15 protein-coding genes are annotated in these 18,859 nt (G+C 50.3%); 5 read left to right on the forward strand and 10 right to left on the reverse strand.

What is annotated here, in order from left to right; all coding sequences use genetic code 11:
* Window positions 1-25: 25 nt before the first annotated feature.
* From ACJJI5_RS03115 to ACJJI5_RS03140, 6 genes are all read right to left on the reverse strand, one after another.
* A complete protein-coding gene (locus ACJJI5_RS03115) occupies window positions 26-853 on the reverse strand; it encodes a DUF5694 domain-containing protein (protein ID WP_445355486.1) in 828 nt (275 codons plus the stop codon).
* A 260-nt stretch (window positions 854-1,113) separates the two neighbouring features.
* Entirely contained in the window at window positions 1,114-1,575 is a 462-nt protein-coding gene (locus ACJJI5_RS03120; RefSeq protein ID WP_282930898.1) for a YccF domain-containing protein, read from the reverse strand.
* A gap of 214 nt (window positions 1,576-1,789) precedes the next feature.
* On the reverse strand, window positions 1,790-2,314 hold the full coding sequence (locus ACJJI5_RS03125; RefSeq protein ID WP_445355487.1) for a nuclear transport factor 2 family protein: 525 nt from the start codon (window positions 2,312-2,314) through the stop codon (window positions 1,790-1,792).
* Window positions 2,315-2,606: 292 nt separating this feature from the next.
* Window positions 2,607-2,837 (reverse strand): hexameric tyrosine-coordinated heme protein, encoded by a 231-nt coding sequence (locus ACJJI5_RS03130; RefSeq protein WP_108734816.1) that lies wholly within the window; start codon window positions 2,835-2,837, stop codon window positions 2,607-2,609.
* Window positions 2,838-2,925: 88 nt separating this feature from the next.
* On the reverse strand, window positions 2,926-3,303 hold the full coding sequence (locus tag ACJJI5_RS03135) for a PH domain-containing protein (RefSeq protein WP_282930901.1): 378 nt from the start codon (window positions 3,301-3,303) through the stop codon (window positions 2,926-2,928).
* A gap of 231 nt (window positions 3,304-3,534) precedes the next feature.
* Window positions 3,535-4,461, reverse strand: a complete 927-nt coding sequence (locus ACJJI5_RS03140) for a LysR family transcriptional regulator (protein WP_413663635.1) — start codon at window positions 4,459-4,461, stop codon at window positions 3,535-3,537.
* Window positions 4,462-4,621: 160 nt separating this feature from the next.
* On the opposite strand from ACJJI5_RS03140, the gene ACJJI5_RS03145 reads away from it, so the two are divergent.
* The 3 genes from ACJJI5_RS03145 to ACJJI5_RS03155 all read left to right on the forward strand — a co-directional run bounded on the left by ACJJI5_RS03145 (window position 4,622) and on the right by ACJJI5_RS03155 (window position 8,441).
* Window positions 4,622-6,067: an NAD-dependent succinate-semialdehyde dehydrogenase gene (locus ACJJI5_RS03145; protein WP_445355488.1), complete on the forward strand. Its 1,446-nt coding sequence runs from the start codon at window positions 4,622-4,624 to the stop codon at window positions 6,065-6,067.
* A gap of 126 nt (window positions 6,068-6,193) precedes the next feature.
* Window positions 6,194-7,507 carry an omega-aminotransferase AptA gene (gene aptA / locus ACJJI5_RS03150; protein WP_282930904.1) on the forward strand — a complete coding sequence of 438 codons (1,314 nt, stop codon included), beginning with the start codon at window positions 6,194-6,196 and terminating at the stop codon, window positions 7,505-7,507.
* A 349-nt stretch (window positions 7,508-7,856) separates the two neighbouring features.
* Window positions 7,857-8,441, forward strand: a complete 585-nt coding sequence (locus ACJJI5_RS03155) for an HdeD family acid-resistance protein (RefSeq protein WP_444915288.1) — start codon at window positions 7,857-7,859, stop codon at window positions 8,439-8,441.
* Window positions 8,442-8,537: 96 nt separating this feature from the next.
* On the opposite strand, the gene ACJJI5_RS03160 is transcribed toward ACJJI5_RS03155, so the two are convergent.
* Together ACJJI5_RS03160 and ACJJI5_RS03165 are read right to left on the reverse strand one after the other, a co-directional pair.
* Complete coding sequence (locus ACJJI5_RS03160) at window positions 8,538-11,276, reverse strand: M1 family metallopeptidase (protein WP_445355489.1); 2,739 nt, start codon at window positions 11,274-11,276, stop codon at window positions 8,538-8,540.
* A gap of 129 nt (window positions 11,277-11,405) precedes the next feature.
* Complete coding sequence (locus ACJJI5_RS03165) at window positions 11,406-12,956, reverse strand: CocE/NonD family hydrolase (protein ID WP_282930907.1); 1,551 nt, start codon at window positions 12,954-12,956, stop codon at window positions 11,406-11,408.
* A 326-nt stretch (window positions 12,957-13,282) separates the two neighbouring features.
* Here ACJJI5_RS03165 and ACJJI5_RS03170 point away from each other — a divergent pair, with 326 nt between their 5' ends.
* Window positions 13,283-14,785, forward strand: coding sequence for a hypothetical protein (locus tag ACJJI5_RS03170; protein ID WP_445355490.1), 1,503 nt, complete (start codon window positions 13,283-13,285; stop codon window positions 14,783-14,785).
* 227 nt (window positions 14,786-15,012) lie between these two features.
* The gene (locus ACJJI5_RS03175; RefSeq protein WP_445355491.1) at window positions 15,013-17,220 is read left to right on the forward strand and encodes a transporter substrate-binding domain-containing protein; all 2,208 of its coding nucleotides are present in this window, start codon (window positions 15,013-15,015) and stop codon (window positions 17,218-17,220) included.
* 77 nt (window positions 17,221-17,297) lie between these two features.
* On the opposite strand, the gene ACJJI5_RS03180 is transcribed toward ACJJI5_RS03175, so the two are convergent.
* Both ACJJI5_RS03180 and ACJJI5_RS03185 read right to left on the reverse strand, forming a co-directional pair.
* Window positions 17,298-18,341: a Kelch repeat-containing protein gene (locus ACJJI5_RS03180; RefSeq protein ID WP_445355492.1), complete on the reverse strand. Its 1,044-nt coding sequence runs from the start codon at window positions 18,339-18,341 to the stop codon at window positions 17,298-17,300.
* Between the two features lie 44 nt (window positions 18,342-18,385).
* A complete protein-coding gene (locus tag ACJJI5_RS03185) occupies window positions 18,386-18,847 on the reverse strand; it encodes a GNAT family N-acetyltransferase (RefSeq protein WP_444907001.1) in 462 nt (153 codons plus the stop codon).
* Window positions 18,848-18,859 lie beyond the last annotated feature (12 nt).

The raw sequence follows: 18,859 nt of genomic DNA on the forward strand, positions 1-18,859 counted from the left end.
GGCTGACTTTGGTGTTGAGCCTTCTTTAGAAATAACTGCGGACATCCCAGGTTTTACGTTTATCATCCAATTCGAGCATCGGTCTCATTATAGAGCTATGCCCCTGTCCACCTAGAACGAAAACTTTGGTACCCGGTTGGGCGACGGCTTGGATATTGGCATACATACGGAAGTTTCTGGACCACCATTTGGAGGATAGATCGGCCCCTATAAAGTTATCACCTTGGCCAACGTCATTGAGCATTATATAGGAGCCTACGTTCATTTTATCCTCAGCGGGGTCATTGTGCTTGTCCAAAATTTCCTCCAATGACAGTGAGGCATGCATCTCATTAAATCGAATGCCCCAAGCCTTCAAAAATTCATCAGTTATTTTTTTTCGCTCGGGCGAATTACTTTCTAGATAGGATAAAAGTTCGCCATAGGGGAGATCTTGGCTAGTATCATAGCAGATGACTTTAGGCAGGCCGGCCTTCTTGGCTACCCTGAATCCCAGCTGTTCGCTTTCTCCTCTATTTAGCTTGTGTTCACCCTTAACATATTTGGCAAAGCGCTGATTCATTTTACTTTCGTCATTGGTGTGACATTCCAGAAGAACATGTGTTGGCGAGTCGGCGGCAATCCGTGAGGATAGGTCCTCCAAATACCTTTGACTTTCTTCGGTATAAACATCAATAACTTGTGTTTTCACCACATCTTTACTGGGTTTGCTGAAGTGGCTAAAGTGAAAGCTACCAAAAAGCATAACCTGTGCGGGTTCTGTACTTTCTACTGGCTCTGCATAGACACTTAGACCAACAAGTCCCAAAGAAAGCATAATTGAGCCAGTGATTTGTCTTGTTAGGTTTTTCATTTAATATCCTTATTTTATTATTTAGCTTCTATAGTTTGGCTAAGTACTACACGAAATGAATAAGTTTGAATTTGACAGCGATAAAACAGCTTAAAATTTAATGCTTTAAATTGGTAATGCCTGCTTATAACAAGATAAATAAAGTGATTTTTCTGATCTGAAAAATTTTTTATTAATTTATTGCGGTGGGACTTGAGAACTCAGGGCTATTTTAGTAATAGCCCCAAGTTGGTACGGTATCATTGTTAATGTATGTTTACTTAAGTACCACTTCTTAATCTGGTCACTTCAACATCTGCATTACGCATTTTAGCTGAATGGGCTACTTCCTTACTGACAATAGTCTTTCCTATCGGAGAGAGTGAAATTGCCGCAAGCTTAAGGTGCTGCAAACCAAAAGGTATACCAATAATGGTAATAAAACAGGCAATAGCATGCAGAAGGTGGCCAATAGCAAGCCAGATACCAGCCAATAGGAACCAGATAATATTTCCGACTAGACCAAAGCCACTTGTCCCAATATCACCGCGCAGGGTGAGTTCTTCTCGGGAAATTGCCTCCTTACCGAAAGGGAAAAAGGAAAATTTGCCGATTACAAAGCAGGCTCTTCCCCAGGGAATACCAATAATACTGATAAAGGCAATCAGCGAGCAAAACCACCAGCAGAGTCCCATAATGACACCGCCAAGGATAAACCAGAGGAAATTTCCAAGTGTTCGCATAACTACCCCTACCAATTCGGTAAAATATATTAGTGAAAACGGTAATCTATTGATGTTACCGCAAATCCTAATCGCTATATCATTTATTTAAATTACAGTAGTTAGACGCAAGTCCTCACGTTTTAGATTCAGTTATGGATACTTTCCTCAGTCTGAGCGTGACCAGTTGGTCAGTCTGGGCGTTGGCTTGGATTTTGCCCTTTGGGTATGAAGGTTACGGTATCAGCTCATTTGCCGGAGCATTACTATTTAGTAAACGATGACATTGACTACTTCCTGTTACCGGTAGACCTGACTGCAATATACCCAATTGATCCAAGACAGTCGCTTGGTCCCAGTAAATATGCTCAGAGCTGATTTTTCTATTGGAGAAGCTAATAATTCCCACATGGGGGACTGATAGCTTCTTCCCTGTTGCTTCGATACCAGGTGCGAACCAATCCATACGAATAGAATGGGTAAAGTGAAGAATAAACTCATCCACTAAGCTGTCTTTGCCCACGGTGCGGGAAAGAAGCTGTAAATTTATATCCGCTGGCATTTGAGGAATAAATATATCCCTATAAAATTTTCGTAAGGGTTCTTTTCCCGTTGCGCCGGTATTAACCGGTACATGAATTAATACGGGATTTTCTGTCATGGTAGCAATTGCGGCGTCGGCATCTTTTAGATCGAATTCGGCCTCGGTATGGGTTTCCCAAAGTTGAGTTAAGTACTTTTCATCGTCATTGTATTCCATCTCATTCACCTTCCCATCTGAGGCGCAATATTACTGATCGTTGAGTTAATCTATCTTGTGCCAAAGACAGTATCGCAATGTTTATAAATATCAATAAGGTCGAGAGCGTCAACAGTGAATATGACGATCTTGCAGCTACCTATAGTGATGGCTAATTTTTAGTACAGAATCAGAGTGTTTGTAGTACTAAAAGACCATAAATTATTGAGGAGGAGATGAAGGGAAGTTGTTTGAATGTTTGCAGATCTAGAATGCGTTACCCGTTCTACAAAGATAACGCATTCTTAACCCTTTAGCCGCGCCAGTAATTATTGGCTGCTGCAACGGTTTGGAAGTTAATGGCAACAACCTGAGAGGAGGCGATCAGGCTGTCTGCATTTTCCTCATAGGCGGACCTCAGCTTACCCCGTACTTCATCTGAAGGCTGGGTGTATTTTACTCCCATTCTGGATAGTTTCATTGCAAGTTCAAAGCCTTGTTGTGCATTTTCAGTAATTAGGCTTTCTAACCAGATTTGCGACATGGACATCCCTCTCTACTATCGGGTTGATTAATAAAGTTGTGGGGGCTGCTGAGCCCCAGTTATTTTGTATATTTACTAAGGGTTGATATCAGTCCAATATGTATTGGCTAATATATTTGTTGAACTGAATAAGATCGAAAGAACCTCTTATTTCGAACCTTACCTTACCGATCTCGCTTAAATAAACTTCTATTTCACAGTCCAGATCAAAAGTGCCAGCGGTCTCAACAGAGAATGCCTGGATCTTGCTGAAAGGCAAAGAGGTGTAGTCTACTTTTGAGCCCGTGATACCCTGAACATTGGCGGCAATAATGCGTTTGTTGGTGAAAACTACCTGATCGCGAATAGTTTTAAAACCTGCAAAAATAAACTCCCCCTCGATCAGGAACTTATTAAAGTCATCCCTGGATTCAGAGATATCTATAGGCTTGAGTTTAAATACTGGTGAGTTTTTAAAATCTATCACGGGTTATCCCTGTAATTCTATTGGAGGAGGAGATTACCACTGTGGCGCATTAAGTTACAGATGATTTGCTTTTTGGTTGTGTTTTTATGTTTAAATTTATTTAATTATTATGACAATTTCCACAATAGAGGATCGATCATAAGTAATAGGTAATTTTTGAAATGCTTATCTCTCTATTTATTGGATTCTTGACTCGATTATTTCAGTATCACTAGGGATAAATAGCAGTGACTATATCTGTCTATTGATTTGCAAGGCTCCCAAAAAAAGCTGCACAGCGGGATGAGTTGCTGCACTTTTCTTGAAGGTGACAGCATTTTGTATTTGGTAGTGAAACTTCTCCGGCAGCAGCGGGAGCAGGGTTCCTTCCCCGACATATCTGCGGGCCAGGTATTCCGGTAGGAAACCCACAAAGCACCCAGAAAGTATCATCGCCAACCTGGCCGCCATATGGTTGGCTGTGGATCGCTTGGGAAACAATCGATACAGGTGCGCCGCGCCAGAGAGAACAGTGTGGCTGGGCGCAGCTAACTCCTGCTGGGTGAGTAGCTCCTCATCAATAGCTGACACCTGGGCACAGGGGTGGCTGTTACTGCAATAGAGAATCGATTGGTGATAAAACAGGGGTTGGTACTCCAGCCCCGGTCGGCGTGAGTGCAGGGGGTTGATACCGATATCGGCGCGGCCTGCGAGGATTTCCAACTCGAGTTCCTGAGGGGCGGCCAGTTGTACTTCCAGGTGGAGTTGCGGGGCCTTCTCACGCAGTTGGGTGATAGTTCCGGGCAAGTTCAGTTGCGGTATTTCCAATACATCGTCGGGCATTACCAGGCGCAGGGTACCGGTGAGTTGGGATTGGATCGCATTGACCTGGCTTTTGAAGGTATCCAGGTGTCCATCGAGCTCCAAAATAGCCCGATACAAGGCCTCCCCCTCCGGGGTCAGTTTGAAGTCGGCCCTGCCTCGGGAGCGCAAGCACAATTGCATACCCAGCCGTGTCTCCAGGTCGGAGATATGCACACTGATCGTGGAGCGGCTGATATTCAGGGTGACTTCGGCAGGGGTGATGCCTCCGGCGTGCACAACCTCGCGGAAGACGCGCAGCAGGCGCAAATCCATATCGCTGAGGCGGCCTCCCAGGGCGTTTTTGGTTTTGCTCATAGCTGCACTTCCAGGTTGTTTCCGGCGCTGCGGGCTGCGGATTTGATTAAAGTTTGATAAATATAAACTTTAGTTGGAAAAATACTACTATTCTCCTCAGTCAGCTGCGGCCAGAATCGCCGCATACTACTAATAACATCTATTTACTAGGAATTTCCCTGTGAAACTTGCAAATTCGGACCTGTTGAAATTTCAGAACTATATAGCGGGCGAATGGCGTGACGCTGCCGCCACTGTAGATGTATGTGACCCGGCAAATGGCGAGTTGCTGGGCCGTGTGGCCGACGGTACCGCAGAGGATGCCGAGGCGGCAGTGGCGGCTGCCAGTGAAGCCTTCCCGGCATGGAGCCGCCGTACAGCTGGTGAGAGAGCTGCGGTGCTCAAGCGCTGGTACCAGCTGATCGTGGATAACAGCGATGACCTGGCAATGATCCTTAGCCTGGAGCAGGGCAAGCCGGTAGCGGAAGCGAAAGGTGAGATTATCTACGGGGCTTCCTTTATTGAGTGGTTCGCGGAAGAGTGCCGCCGGGCCTACGGCCAGACAATCCCGACCCACAACCCGGCCATGCGCCTGAATACCATCCGCCAGCCGGTGGGTGTTGTGTCCTGTATTACCCCCTGGAACTTCCCCAATGCCATGATCACCCGGAAGGCGGGTCCGGCACTGGCGGCGGGCTGTACTGTGGTGATCAAACCGGCCCTGGAGACGCCACTATCTGCGCTGGCGCTGTGCCAATTGGCGGAAGAAGCGGGCCTGCCAAAGGGGACTATCAATGTAGTTACCGGCAGTGATTCTCCGGGAATTGGCAAGGTTTTGACCCAAGATCCCCGTGTGGCCAAATTCACCTTCACCGGCTCCACTGCTGTGGGCAAGCTGTTGATGTCCCAGTGCGCCAGCACCGTGAAAAAAATGTCCATGGAACTCGGCGGCAACGCGCCGTTTATCGTATTTGACGATGCGGATATGGATACCGCAGTCAGCGCCTGTATGGCGACCAAATTCCGCAATGCGGGCCAGGTGTGCGTGGCCACCAACCGTATTTACGTGCACGAATCCGTGCACGATGAGTTTGTGGAAAAGCTGCGCGAGCAGGTTGCCGTCCTGAAGATCGGCCACGCTACCGATGAAGGGGTCAATATGGGCCCGATGATCTTCCGCAGGGCTGTGGACCGGGTTCAGGGGCTGGTACAGGACGCGGTTGCGGCCGGCGCAAAAATTGAAATTGGCGGTGAGCAGCTGGCCAATGGCGATAACTTTTTTGCGCCAACCATCCTCACTGGAGTTACCGATACCATGCGTATCGCCCAGGAGGAAATTTTTGGCCCTCTGGCGGCGGTACAGAAGTTCTCCGATGAGGAAGATGTGGTTCGCCGTGCCAATGAAACGCCCTACGGCTTGGCGGCGTACGTGATGAGTGAAAACATTCGCCGTGCCAATCGTGTGGTAGAGGCGCTCGACTACGGCATGATTGCCTGTAACACCGGAGTGTTCTCCACCACTGTGGCACCTTTCGGTGGTGTTAAAGAGTCCGGCATTGGCCGCGAGGGCGGCGTCGAGGGTATGGCCGAATTTTACGAGACCAAATATTGCTGTTTCGGGGCCTGAGCCCCGGTCTGAACACAACTGGCCTGCGCTTGTCCTAGGTGACAAGCGCCCGAACAGATTTTCGGGAGCCTTTGGCTCCCCTACTTAAGAGTTTGAAACTTCAGGGAACTTGCGGAGATTAATACTATGTCTGAGATGCAAACCGATGCTTTCTGGATGCCGTTTACCCCCAACCGCACCTTTAAGTCTGCACCGAGAATTGTAGAGCACGCCGAGGGGATTTATCTCACGGAGAAAGGCGGTCGCCAGGTTATTGATGCGACTGCGGGTTTGTGGTGCAGCAATGCGGGTCACTGCCGTTCTGAAATTGCAGAGGCAATTTACCAACAGGCAAAAACACTCGACTACAGCTCTATTTTTAATTTTGGTCACGAGTTGGGTTTTGAGTATTCCGAGCGTCTGGTAAAGCATACTCCCGATGGCCTGGACCATGTGTTCTTCGGTAATTCCGGTTCCGAGGCAGTTGAGAGCGCCCTGAAAATTGCCCTGCAATACCAGCGTGTACGCGGCAAGGGCACTCGCACTATGTTTATCGGCCGTGAGAAGGGTTATCACGGAGTAAACTTCGGCGGTATTTCTGTGGGCGGTATTCCTCCCAACTACCAGGGGTTTGGCCAGCCGGTGAAAGCCAACCATATGCGTCACACCCTGGATATCGAACGCAATGCATTCAGCCGTGGCCTGCCGGAACACGGTATTGAGTTGGCTGAAGACCTGGAGAGACTGGTAGCTTTCCACGGTGCCGACCAGATTGCCGCTGTGATTGTTGAGCCGTTTGCCGGTGCCGGCGGTGTGGTACTGCCTCCCAAAGGCTACCTGCAACGCCTGCGGGAAATTTGTGATAAGCACGACCTGCTGCTGATTTTTGATGAAGTCATCTCCGGCTGGGGTCGTACCGGTTCTGCATTTGCCTCCACGGAGTTCGGCGTAACCCCGGATATGATCACCTCCGCGAAGGGGATTACCAATGCCACAGTGCCCCTGAGTGCGGTATTTGTCAGCGACGAAATTTATAAAACCGTGATGAATGCGGCTCCCGATGGTGCGGTGGAATTCTTCCACGGTTATACCTACTCAGCACATCCGGTTGCCTGTGCTGCGGGTATGGCGACTCTGGATATTTACGAGCGCGAAGGCCTGTTGACCCGCGCTGCCGGTGAAATTGGCCAGCACTGGGAAAATGCCCTGCACAGCCTGGCTGACCTGGACAATGTGATCGATGTGCGCAATTACGGTTTGGTCGGCGCTATTGAGTTGCGCGCGCCGCAGGATCTGAAAGGGAAATACGGAGCTAAAGTCTCTGGTATGGCCTGGGAAGCTGGAGTGATGGCCCGTGGTATTGGCGATGCCCTGTGTATGTCCCCACCGTTGATTATCGAGAAGCACGAGATCGATGCTGTTGTGGATAAACTGCGTGGCGTGATCGGCGCTCTGGCCTGATTATGCTATTGCGGCAGCCCGTTTGGGCTGCCGTTCTCTCCAAATTACTCTTGTGCCAGAAGGAAAGAATACACTTCTCTCGAGACGCGCTGTGTATTCTCTCCTTCCTGCCTTATTAGTTTTCTCCCTTCCTCTCCTTTCATGACCCGCAGGGCAGTTTGCATAACTTCCCTATTGTCGTTTAGAGCTACACTGAAAATAGTGGCCTGCGGCGCGGTCACAGTCTTTGCAGAGTCGACTGCCTGGCCGCGCTCGTAGGCTGCCTTTAAAAACCGCCGGGGAAAAATTCAATTCCCTGATGGTAAGGGACTCTTCAATATGGAAAGTTACTCAACCTGGGGACTTTTCTATGCCCGCTGACACTCCTCCCCTGGCGACCGGACCTATTTTGCAGGTGTTGTCTGCAAACTGGTGGCTACTCCTGCTGCGCGGTATTGTCGCGGTGATTTTTGGCGTGCTGACTTTTGTCTGGCCGGGATTGTCCCTGTTGACCCTGGTGCTGCTTTTTGGGGTTTACGCTTTCCTGGATGGTATTTTTTCCCTGGTTGCAGCGGTGATGGGGCGGCATAAATCCACTCCACTGTGGTGGTTGATTGTCTCGGGGCTGATCAGTTTGGCCGCGGGAATTGTGACTTTTATTTTCCCGCAGGTTACCGCTTTAGTGTTGGTGATTTTTATCGGTGCCTGGGCCCTGGTGCGGGGTATCTTTGAAATTGTCGGTGCTGTTCGCCTGCGCAAGGAAATTGATAACGAGTGGCTGCTGATCGCCATTGGTGTTCTCTCGGTGATTTTCGGAATTGCAATTTTAGTCAGCCCCGGGGCCGGTGCTCTGGCGTTGCTCTGGGTAATCGGTGCCTATGCGATTATTTTGGGGCTGCCATTGATCTGGTTATCTTTCCGACTGCGCAAGCATAATAAATCCGCTTCTTCATAACCGTTTAACTCAAATACGCTCAGTAATAAAAAAGGCCGGTATTACTTAGTAATACCGGCCTTTTCGAATTGCTATTTAAATAACAACTTCTGTTTTTTATTGCTTAGCGGCGAGATTGACTGCCTTCGGCAATGCCCCCATTAACGCTTTGCCTTTTTTCTCCAGTGCCATACACAGCTGGATTCGCTCCTCGGCTTGCGCGAGGCTGCGCTGGTACCCGGGGGCTAAATCACCTTGCTGGGCAAAGAGTTGTTGCAGTTCGCCCAGGTGCTGTTTATCGCAGAAGGCAGCGGCAAGTGATGGGGTGCGGCGGCGGATCTGGGCCGGAATCTTATCTACCACCTTGTCAAAGTTCTGTTGCAGCCACTCCCAGTGCTGTTCCTGAACCCTGGGTTGGGCCAGGGCGTAATGGATCAGGCCAAATGATTCTCTCGGCCCCATTTCGTTGCTGAGCGCTAATGCTTGAATGGTTTCCACTTGCTTGGGATTGTTGCTGGTGCCGATGGCATTGGCACTGGCATTTTCAAAGCGGGGATCATCCAGCTCGGCGCGGACTTTGATCAGGTGTGCGAGGAAATCTTCCCCTGCATCCTGTACTGCCACACTCAGGGCTGCCTGGTATAGGTCAGAGCTTAACGCCTTCGCATCCCGTTCCTGTTTAAAGCCGGTAAAGGCGGTTGCCATTTCCTGTAACTGCTTGCGCGAGTCAGGATCTTCTGCAACTTGCGCCATAAAGGTTAGCAGGTCGCTGTGCAGCATCTGCTGGTCGCTATCACTGCTATTGGCGCTGCGATTTAGTATCGGCAGGTACAGGTTCTGGGCAAAATTCAGGAATGCAGAGCGCTGGGATTCAACCAGGTAGTTATCCCGGTACTTCTGCAGGTAGCGCAGTGGCATGGTGATCACCTGGCGCTTGTCCGCCACTGCGGATTTGCGCACTACTTCCAGCAGTGGTGCCGCAGTGAGATTGCCGGCCTCGAAAGCTGAGAAGGCGCTGTCGATAATGGACAGCTGCTCAGTGGCAGAGAACTGGGCAAATTGTTTAATCAGTGCCTGCCACTGCGCCTTGGGAAGGTTCCAGCGGTAGTAGCCGCTGCCCTGCGCATTGGGCATTACCCAATTTGGGCAGGCACCGCCGGTAATCTCCAGGGTTTCCCTTGGCTCAGTCAGGATCTGGCACTGCTGCACGCCGCTATCGGTGCTGAAGCAGAAGGGGATGCTCCATTTATCGCTGGCGTCGGCGATAGGGGAGCCGAGTGGCTTGTAACGGCTCTGCTGAACCACTAGCGAGGCCATGCCGTCGCTATTGCAGTCCATGGAGATATCCAGTTGTGGAACCCCTTTTTGCTCGACAAAACTGCGGAAAGTCTCGGTCAGTTCCGGGGTGTTGGTTTCCTGGCCGATCACTTTGTAGAAGGGTGGTGAGTCGGCCACGCTGTCGGAGAAGGTTTCCAGGTAACGTCCCAGTGCCGGGCGGAAGTTTTCCGCTCCGAAATAGGTGTCCACCATGTGGATAACGCCCAGGCTCTTCGAGTAGGTGATCGAATCGTAGGCGTTGCGAATATTGTTGTTGTCCGCGATGGGCTCACGAATGGCGCGGGTGCTGGCCAGGGAGTCCAGCTGCATGGCGCCGATCGCATAAGTCGCTGCGTTGAGGTCGTGCCCCTCTTCAGGTTCCATAATGGTGAGGGCCAGCGCCTCCCCCCAGGTAGCAAAACCTTCCTTCAGCCACAGGTCGTCCCACCAGGGAGGGGTGACCTGATTGCCAAACCACATATGGGCAATTTCGTGCGCATGAACTTCTACGAGAGCCAGGCGGGTGCCGGGAGCCGGGTTGTCGCCCACCAGGATACGCTGTTCGCGATAGGTAATTGCCGCGGACAATTCAGTAGCGCCACTGGGCCACTGGGGGGCGGCAATAATGTCCAGCTTCTTGAATGGGTAGGGGCGTTGCAGCTGGGTCTCGAAGGTCTCCACCATTTTGGGGGTGATATCGAGGATGTAGTTCATATCCTCACCGCGACCTTTACGGGCGAAGCCGCGCAGGGGAATGGGGTCTTTGCGGTATTTACTCGGCGGAATGGCTGGGCGCTCAACCTGGTCAAAGGGGCCCACTGACAGGGACAGCAAATAGGTGGACATCGGTGGTGTGGTGGCGAAAGTGACTTTCTCCATGCCGTCACCTGCCGCTTCGCGCTTCAGCTCGGGCCCATTGCTAATCGCTGCGTAGCCTTCGGGTATTGTCAGGCTGACGGTAAAGGGCGCTTTCAGGCCTGGCTCGTCGAAACCGGGTAAATACTTGCGGGCCTGGATCGATTCGGATTTTGCCAGGGCATAGGCATCGCCCTGTTCCTCGACCTTAAAAAGCCCGGCCAGGTTGCGATCAAATGCAGCACTGTAGTCGATATGCAGTTTGAAAGTGCCCGCATCGATCTTCTCCGCAAACTCTACTGCGGCAACACCACTGTCCAGTACTTCCCGGTATTCGGCCGGAATCTGGCGGCCGTCATCGAGCTGTGCGTAGACTTCGCGCACATCCAGGTTTTTGCCATGCAGCCAAATATGTCGGGCACCTTCCGCCAGCTGGATATCGATATCCACCTTGCCGGTGAAGGTGTCTTTGCGCGGGTCCAGCACCAGTTCCAGCTGGTAATCCAAGGGGGTAGTGCCCTCGGGCAGGCGCCCTTCGGGAGCCTTATCAAAATCGAGGCCTTTAGCCTCGACTTCTTGGGCAGTATTGGTTTTTGCTGGTTCCGATGCTTTTTCTGCGGGGTTACAACCTGCTACTGAGAGCAGGGCCGCAGTTAGCAGGGCGAGCGGGATGTTCTTTTTCATGGTAGGGGGAGCACTCAGCCAAAAGGCTGATTGTACCGCTTTGGAGAAAAATTACGCGATGCAAATAGTTGGGCTGAGGGGAAGGTGGGAGGAAACCCGGCAGTGGATGCCGGGTTTCTGTGGGGAGACCTACAGGTGCGGTACGGTCAGGCTAGAGACCTTGCTGCTGCTGTAGGGCACTGTGATGGTGTAATTGGTATTTTCCGGCTTCTGGTAGATATAACCCTGAGTATCGATGGCCAATACTACACGGTGGCCAACCGGGACATCGTAGCTGGTGGTGAAAAAGTCCACTTCGAACTTTTGTTTTTGCCCAGACTTGTCTGAATGCAGGGTAATGGGGGCGTGAGTTATCAGACGCCCCAATCCCAACGGACCCACATCGTAGAGGTGCACGTTGAGTTGCACTTCTTTTTTGCTGGGTTCCACCCACATTTCGAGTTTGGGTTCGCCGCGAATCTTCAGGGTTTCCCACTGAATCGGTGATTTGTACTCGATGGCGTAGTAGCCGTTGATAGCGATCATGGGCGCGTAAACGGGGATACCGAAGCCTTCCAGTGCATCGGAAACCAGCGGGATACCGGTGCCTGCAAAGGTATCTGAGCCGCCGTGGAATTCATTACTCCAGCTCCAACCGTCGTACTTGTCGCTCTCCATTTTTGCATTGTTAAACATGGTAAAGCGTGGCTGCAGGTACCAGGTGGTGCTTTCGTCTGTTACCGGGTAGTCCTCGAATTGCTCCAGCTCATTGCTGATACGCACAGTCATATCGACCTTGGGTTCGGTGTCGATCCCGTTGTCCTCGCCTTTAAGGTGGTGGTCGAACCAGCGGAAACTGGTGGACCAGATATGGCCATTGTTACCGGTAAGAGTCTCGGTAATCGCGTGGGTGCCGGGGTTTAGCATGAGTTTCTTGGGCCCTTCGAGCAGGGAGTAGAAATCGGTCATGCTATTCGGCTTAAACAGGTAGTCGGCGAAATTGTTTGAGAGCAACACCGCTGTGCCGTTTTGATTGATTTCGTCCACGTAACTCATTGCGGAGCGCTCAGCACCGAAATTAATTACCTGTTCCATATTTTCGCCGTCGCGCAGGTTGCTCCATACCTGCTCGAGTTCGGCCTCTTTCTGGAAGGCCGTAGTAACAAGCAGCGTGCCCCATACCAGGTTGACGGTTTCATTGGGGTACAAAGCTTCTACTACATCTGCCCAACCGGATAGCGCAGCTACTGCATCGACGCGAGGGTGCTTGGCAGCACTCAGTAGTGAAATTCCACCGCCGTAGGAAATTCCGGCCATACCCAGCTTGCCCACCGGGTAATTGGTTTCCAGCCAGTCGATCAGGACTCCCACATCGTTAAGGCTGTTATCCCCTGCGACGTCAACAAGTCCTCCCGAGTGCCCAAATCCCCGGGTGGAGTAGCTGAGCACCAGGTAGCCGTTTTCTGCCAGCTCTTTGGCCTGGAAGTGGTACTGGTGCTTCTCCAGCCCCCAGCTGTTGGTAAAAATAACGGTGGGGTAACCGTCTGCTGGTGCGGGCGTTTCCGGGATAAATAAGTTCGCATCCAGGACCGTACCGTCAAAAGAAGTAATATCCACGTCGGCGATATATTCCGGTGCCGACCAGGCATGAGCAGACATTAGGGCGCCGCCAAGCAGCGCCAGTAGTGGCTTGGTATTCATTAGTTTTCTCTCATCTGATGAAATCATTATTATTTTTTTGACCAGGATTCCCTCCTTGGTCGACCCCGTACTATAGGAGTTCATCCTAGTTTTGTACGTAAACAGGGCTAAATTTGAGACGTTTGTCTCGCTTCATGTCGCAATCTGCTGCAGAAAACTGTTTGTGAACAGCTATCTATTTTGTGTCTTTCCAGTCACACAAAAACAGGCGAAAAGCTGTTTTGTGATCAAATTGATCTTTTTTTGATCAGTAAAAACCGGTACTGTGTCGTCTTCGCTAATCAGCTAGGGAGGGCTTCAGCAACAATGACTCGGTGGCCCGAACTATGGTTTCTCGTTCAGTTGTTCTATTAGTACTTTGTTTCGGATTTATCGCTTCAGCCTACGCCGCGCCGCGCAGCTTGGGGGAGGTGACCTGGTATGAAGTCGACAGTGATAATTTTCGCGTGATTACCGACGGTGATCCCAACGCAGTCAAAAGTCTGGTAGCAGACCTGGAGCGCTATCGCGCAGTGGCCTTGGAGTTACTCGATGCAGATCCAAAAAGCGAGCGATTAACTATTTATGCGGCCGCAGACCGGGACACCTATGCAAACCTGGTGGGTGTTGAGCTGGCGGATATGACCAACGGTTTGTTCGATACCTCTGCGGAGGGTAACTATGCCCTGGTAAACCTGGATGGTCGCAGCGTTGAGAGGCAGCTCAAAGCGCGCGAATTCCTGTTCCACGAATACACCCATTTTCTGAGCTATAACGGCAACACCACCCACTACCCCTATTGGTATAGCGAGGGGTTTGCTGAATTTATGGCAACCATGTCATTCCCGGAAAAAGGCACCTACGAAATTGGCTCCATTCCCAGCGAACGGGCCATGACCCTGATGTATACCGGGCTTATGCCGCTGGAAGACCTGTTGCGCGCGACGGTGTACAACACCGATGCGGACGAAAAGGCGGATGTCTATGCCGGAGGTTGGATTCTGTCTCACTGGTTGATGATGAAAAGCGGCAAGCAGGATAATTTCGATAATTTCGTCAAAGCCTATAACGATGGTGCCGACCCAGTACTCGCCCTGGAAGAGGCGCTGGGGATGTCGGTGAAAGAAATCGAAAAGGCCTATGTCGCCACTTATAAGGCGGATAGCTTTGAACATTTTAGTGGCGCTATCCCCGCGGACTTTAAAGAGGCCAGCCCTAGGGTTAAACGTCTCAGCAAAAGAGAGTCGGTGAGCATCCTGGCTGGATTTATCGCCCAGTCCGGTTACAACCTGCTGGCTTTGGATGAGTTGATTGAATATGCCTACAGCATGGGTATTTACAGTACTGAGCTGGCTGCGATTAAAGCGAGTGCCGATCTGCGATTGGGTAATTTCCCCCAGGCCAGCCACCTTTTGGCCAGTGTCCCCACTAAGGACCGAGGCCAGCTCTGGTACTTGAGTGCCCATGCTTGGTTAACGGTTAATCAGCAGGCGGTGGCGCCCGGTAGTAAGCGGGATCTTCGCAGCTTGAAAATGGCGCGGGAGGAGTTCGACTTCCTGGTGAAGGAAGAACCGAAAAATGCATCTCACTGGTTTGGCCTGGCGATGGCTATGGAGATGCTGGATTACCCCCGAGAGGAATATCTGGAAAAGCTGGAGCAGGCTTACAAGCGTGCCCCCCGTGAGCTGCATATTGCCCAGTGGCTGGCAGAAGAGCTCTACCAAAAGAAAGATGCGGAGTATTTTGCCCGAGTGGCGAAGCCGCTGATGTTCGAGCTCCCAGACGAGGAGCAGAACAAAGAAATAAAAATGAGGTTGGCAGAGCTGAAGGGCAAACCCAAGTCATCATAGCAACCATAAGAGCGCTCACTGAATAAAAAAGGCTTGTCACTCTGTGTAAGAGACATCCGACATTCGCCAACGTATATTTGCCCGGCAATTGACTTTGCCGGGCTTTTTTTTAGGGGATAATTTCCCAGCAAACTGGTACGATTTCTGTAACAGCGGCAATTCCATATTGTGAAGCATAGCGTGCGCGTTAAGGGTAATGCTTCTCATAGAATAAGAAAGGGTGCACTGTGAGCAGAAAACGGTTTTTCGTTATATTTCCGCTATTTGTCTTAATATTGCTGCTTGCCGCATGCGAAAGTAATAGAGATCCTGTTGTAGAAAACTCAAAGGTTTTAACGGAATCTCCCCAACAACCGATACCAACGCCGCAGAATAAACAGCCCGCAAAGCCGCAGTTTGAAAATTATGTAGAGCAAGGAGATTTGCCAGCCCTGTTAGAGCGAGGTGTATTGCGCCTGTTGGCCCCAAGGGGCCCCCAGGAGAGCGCCTTACCACGAGAAGGACTACCTGCAACAGAGTGGCGAAAACTTGCGGAAAATTTTGCTCGTAGCCGCGGATTAAAGCCTCAGTGGGTTTACGTAGATAACTTTTCCGATTTAATTCCAGCGGTTGTTGATGGACGTGGGGATGTAATTGCCACCAATTTTTCTCGCACCGAAGAACGCAAATTATCACTGGGTTTTACCCGCCCATTACAATATGTTGATGAGTTGCTAATTACTCATAGAGAGTTCGAGGTGGAAGAGGCTGTGCCCCTGCAAGTCGTGCTGCGGCGGGGCAGTGCATTTGCTGAAACCCTGGAGCAGCGAGCCGATAGGGAAAATTACAGGATCACTTACCTCGATAAGCCGGTTGCAGCCAGCGAGCTTATTGCGACTGTAGCAGCCGGCGAATACCCCGCGACAATTATTGATAGTAATTTGGCCGATGTACTTCTAACTGATTACCCGCAACTCACAGCCACCACAGAGCTCGATTCCCGCAGGCCTATAGCCTGGGCTGTACGCAAAAATGCTATCGCTTTGAGGCGTGAGTTGAATGAGTTCTTTACCGCAGAATTGGTATTGGCCAGTCAGAACCGAGAGCAGCCACTGAGAGATTGGCAGGCAATAAAGGAGAGCGGAACTTTAAGGGTGCTCACTCGCAATCACCCCGCTTCCTACTTTATCTGGCGCGGTGAGTTGATGGGGTTTGATTACGATCTGCTAAGGAAGTTTGCCCGTGACCACAAATTACGCCTGAGCATGGTTGTGCCCGATAAAGATCAGGATTTGGTCGAGGCATTGAATGATGGAATGGGGGACATGATTGCTGCATCCCTTACTGTTACCGAGGCCCGCCGCCAGCAGGGATTGGCATTTTCCAAGCCTTATATGACAGTTACGGAACAGGTAGTAGCCGCAAAATCAAAGGTGCCTGATAAAGAGTTACCCCTTCCAGAGAACCTGCTTTCTGGGCAAACAGTAGTGGTTAATCCCACCACGAGCTATCACGAGAGTCTGGTCAAAATAATGGAAAAGCAGCACGGGCAAGATATGGTGCCGCTACAGATCCATCGTCTAAAAGGCGCTACCAGTGAGTTTCTTATTGATGCAGTAGCCAGGGGTATTTTTCCCTATACCGTAGTTGACTCACACTTGGCCGCCATTGAGAGTACTTACCGGGATGACTTTACTGTAGTGGGGGAGTTGCCAGGGGAGCGAGATATCGCCTGGGCCGTTCGAACTGGCCAACCGGAATTACTGGAACAACTGAATAACTTTCTGAACAAGCACAATCGAGACCTGTTCTTTAACGTTACTTACAATAAATATTTCAAGGAGCAAAAGCGTATCCTCCGACATCAAGGGCAGCGCCTGCGCAGCACTGATGAGCTATCGCCCTTTGATCCCATAGTAAAGAAATATACTGAGGCTACCGATCGGGATTGGCGTATGGTGGTTGCGCAGATGTACCAGGAGAGTCAATTTAACCCCCAAGCGCGCTCCTTTGCCGGTGCTCAGGGCTTGATGCAGGTATTACCGCGGACAGCACGACAGTTGGGAATTAAGAATTTGTATGATCCTGAAAACGGTATCCGCGCAGGTGTATCTTATTTGGGGTGGTTGGATAAACGTTTTCCTGAAAATATACCCCTAGAGCAGAAGATCTATTTTACCCTGGCTGCATATAATGCGGGTCATGGCCATGTCAGGGATGCCAGGGCGTTAGCCCGACGACTGGAGTGGGACCCTAACCAGTGGTTTGGCCATGTTGAAGAGGCCATGTTGCTGCTGTCCCAGCCTGAATACTATCGCGATAGTCGTTTTGGTTACGTGCGCGGCAGGGAGCCAGTTAACTATGTGCGTGAGATACGGGATAGGTATATTGGATATTTAGGAGTTGAGCGCCATCAGAGTTATACAGATATTGATGGCAGCATTGCTCCCAATTAATTAATGTATCCCATCAGTGGGCCTCTGCAAGCCAGAGGCATTGTGGGTTTGCTCAAGGGCACTTTATTGATTGCCCCTTAGCTCCAGTGCAGCTGTATTGCGGAAGCGAGAGTTTCTTGCGGTCCAACTTTAGAGGCTCCACCAATCAAGTAGAGGTTTTCTCCTAGGGCTACTGCTCCGTGACCGTGCCGTGCCTGGGGCAACTGACCCTGATTGTTCCAATCATCTGTGACTGGATCGTAAATCCAAATATTGTTAAATGCTGTACCAGTCTTCCAGTTGCCATTGGGGCCAAATGCCTCACCGCCGGTAACTATTAATTTATTATTTAATGGGGTTACTGTGAGTCCGGCAGCAGCCTGGGGTAGGGGGCGGATCTTTTCCCATTTATCCAGGCTGGGGTCATAAACTTCGGCATAAGTTAGATTCCTGGCCTTGCTACCATTGTCGCTAACCTGGCGGCCACCAACAACATAAACTCTGTTATTTAAAGTTGCCCCACCTGCGGAGTTTCGCTTGATACTGGCTGGCGCTACTTGCTCCCAATGATCCCCTCTTGTAAGCACATAATGAGAATTGGTATCTCTATTTTTAGACTGTTCGTTGGGGGCCTTGCCGCCAATGACATGGATGTTTTCCCCAATGTTGGTGTAAATAGATTCAGCCAAGGGCCGGGGGAGAGGGCTGGTTTCTATCCAATGCTTATATTCGCCGGAAAGTTTATAAACTGTATTTCGGGCTTGCCAAGCGCTATCCGAATCGCCAAAAAACCCACCGATGCCATATAGACTGTTGGAGTTACTGGCCATACCGAGGTGATGCCTTACCTCAGGTAAATTGGGCCCATGCCTCCAGTTTTGTTCCCTTGGAGAAAAGATATGTGTTTGTTTAGTTGGAGAGAGACCGAAGAAAACTGCCGTATCCGATGGGATAAATCCCCCTGCTACATAGATCTCACCAGAAAATACTGCGGGGTAAATCTCCTGTAAAGGCATTTCCAGGCTGGGAAGATTTGATATAGATAGACTGGAATTAGCCTCTTTAGCGGTTAGATTGACTCCACCGAAAGTAAGGGAAGCTAAGCTGGAATATTTAATAAAGGATCTTCTGGATAGCGCCATGGTAACAAACACTCTCATACTGACTGATAAGGGATACCTATTGACTATAATTTTTTACCTAAAAATAGGCTAAAAGGGTCATTTTTATAGTGACTGAAAGGGGCGCAATCGTCAAATCCATAACGGCGATAGAGAGCGATTGCGGGAGCAAAAGCTTCAGCGCGACCTGTCTCCAGCTTTATCTCTTTATATTTACGCTGCTTTGCCTCCTCCAATATTCTTTCTATCAAGGCGCGGGCAACGCCTTTGCGCAGGAATAGAGAATGAGTTTTCATGGATTTTATTTCGCCCAAATCAGGGTTGATCTCTTTTAGGGCACCACAGCCGGCCAAAACTCCATCAATTCTCGCTCCCCAAAAGGTAATCATGGGGTCATTTAACTCATCAGGATTTAGTGCGTGAACGCTTCCAGGTGGGGAATGTCGGTACATTTCCCGTAGATGAGCTTCAAGAAGATTGTTAATGGAGCCATCGGACAGGTCGTCTAATTTTACTGATATATACATCTTTATTTGATT

The sequence above is a fragment of the Microbulbifer maximicatervae (SeqCode) genome (genome assembly GCF_052467955.1).

What these genes read in the sequence shown, in the direction of transcription:
- ACJJI5_RS03125 (WP_445355487.1), bottom strand. Translation starts at nt 2,314, where the DNA reads ATGGAATACAATGACGATGAAAAGTACTTAACTCAACTTTGGGAAACC.
- ACJJI5_RS03180 (WP_445355492.1), bottom strand. Translation starts at nt 18,341, where the DNA reads ATGGCGCTATCCAGAAGATCCTTTATTAAATATTCCAGCTTAGCTTCC.
- ACJJI5_RS03155 (WP_444915288.1), top strand. Translation starts at nt 7,857, where the DNA reads ATGCCCGCTGACACTCCTCCCCTGGCGACCGGACCTATTTTGCAGGTG.
- ACJJI5_RS03165 (WP_282930907.1), bottom strand. Translation starts at nt 12,956, where the DNA reads ATGAATACCAAGCCACTACTGGCGCTGCTTGGCGGCGCCCTAATGTCT.
- ACJJI5_RS03170 (WP_445355490.1), top strand. Translation starts at nt 13,283, where the DNA reads ATGGTTTCTCGTTCAGTTGTTCTATTAGTACTTTGTTTCGGATTTATC.
- ACJJI5_RS03160 (WP_445355489.1), bottom strand. Translation starts at nt 11,276, where the DNA reads ATGAAAAAGAACATCCCGCTCGCCCTGCTAACTGCGGCCCTGCTCTCA.
- ACJJI5_RS03115 (WP_445355486.1), bottom strand. Translation starts at nt 853, where the DNA reads ATGAAAAACCTAACAAGACAAATCACTGGCTCAATTATGCTTTCTTTG.
- ACJJI5_RS03185 (WP_444907001.1), bottom strand. Translation starts at nt 18,847, where the DNA reads ATGTATATATCAGTAAAATTAGACGACCTGTCCGATGGCTCCATTAAC.
- ACJJI5_RS03140 (WP_413663635.1), bottom strand. Translation starts at nt 4,461, where the DNA reads ATGAGCAAAACCAAAAACGCCCTGGGAGGCCGCCTCAGCGATATGGAT.
- ACJJI5_RS03120 (WP_282930898.1), bottom strand. Translation starts at nt 1,575, where the DNA reads ATGCGAACACTTGGAAATTTCCTCTGGTTTATCCTTGGCGGTGTCATT.
- aptA (WP_282930904.1), top strand. Translation starts at nt 6,194, where the DNA reads ATGTCTGAGATGCAAACCGATGCTTTCTGGATGCCGTTTACCCCCAAC.
- ACJJI5_RS03130 (WP_108734816.1), bottom strand. Translation starts at nt 2,837, where the DNA reads ATGTCGCAAATCTGGTTAGAAAGCCTAATTACTGAAAATGCACAACAA.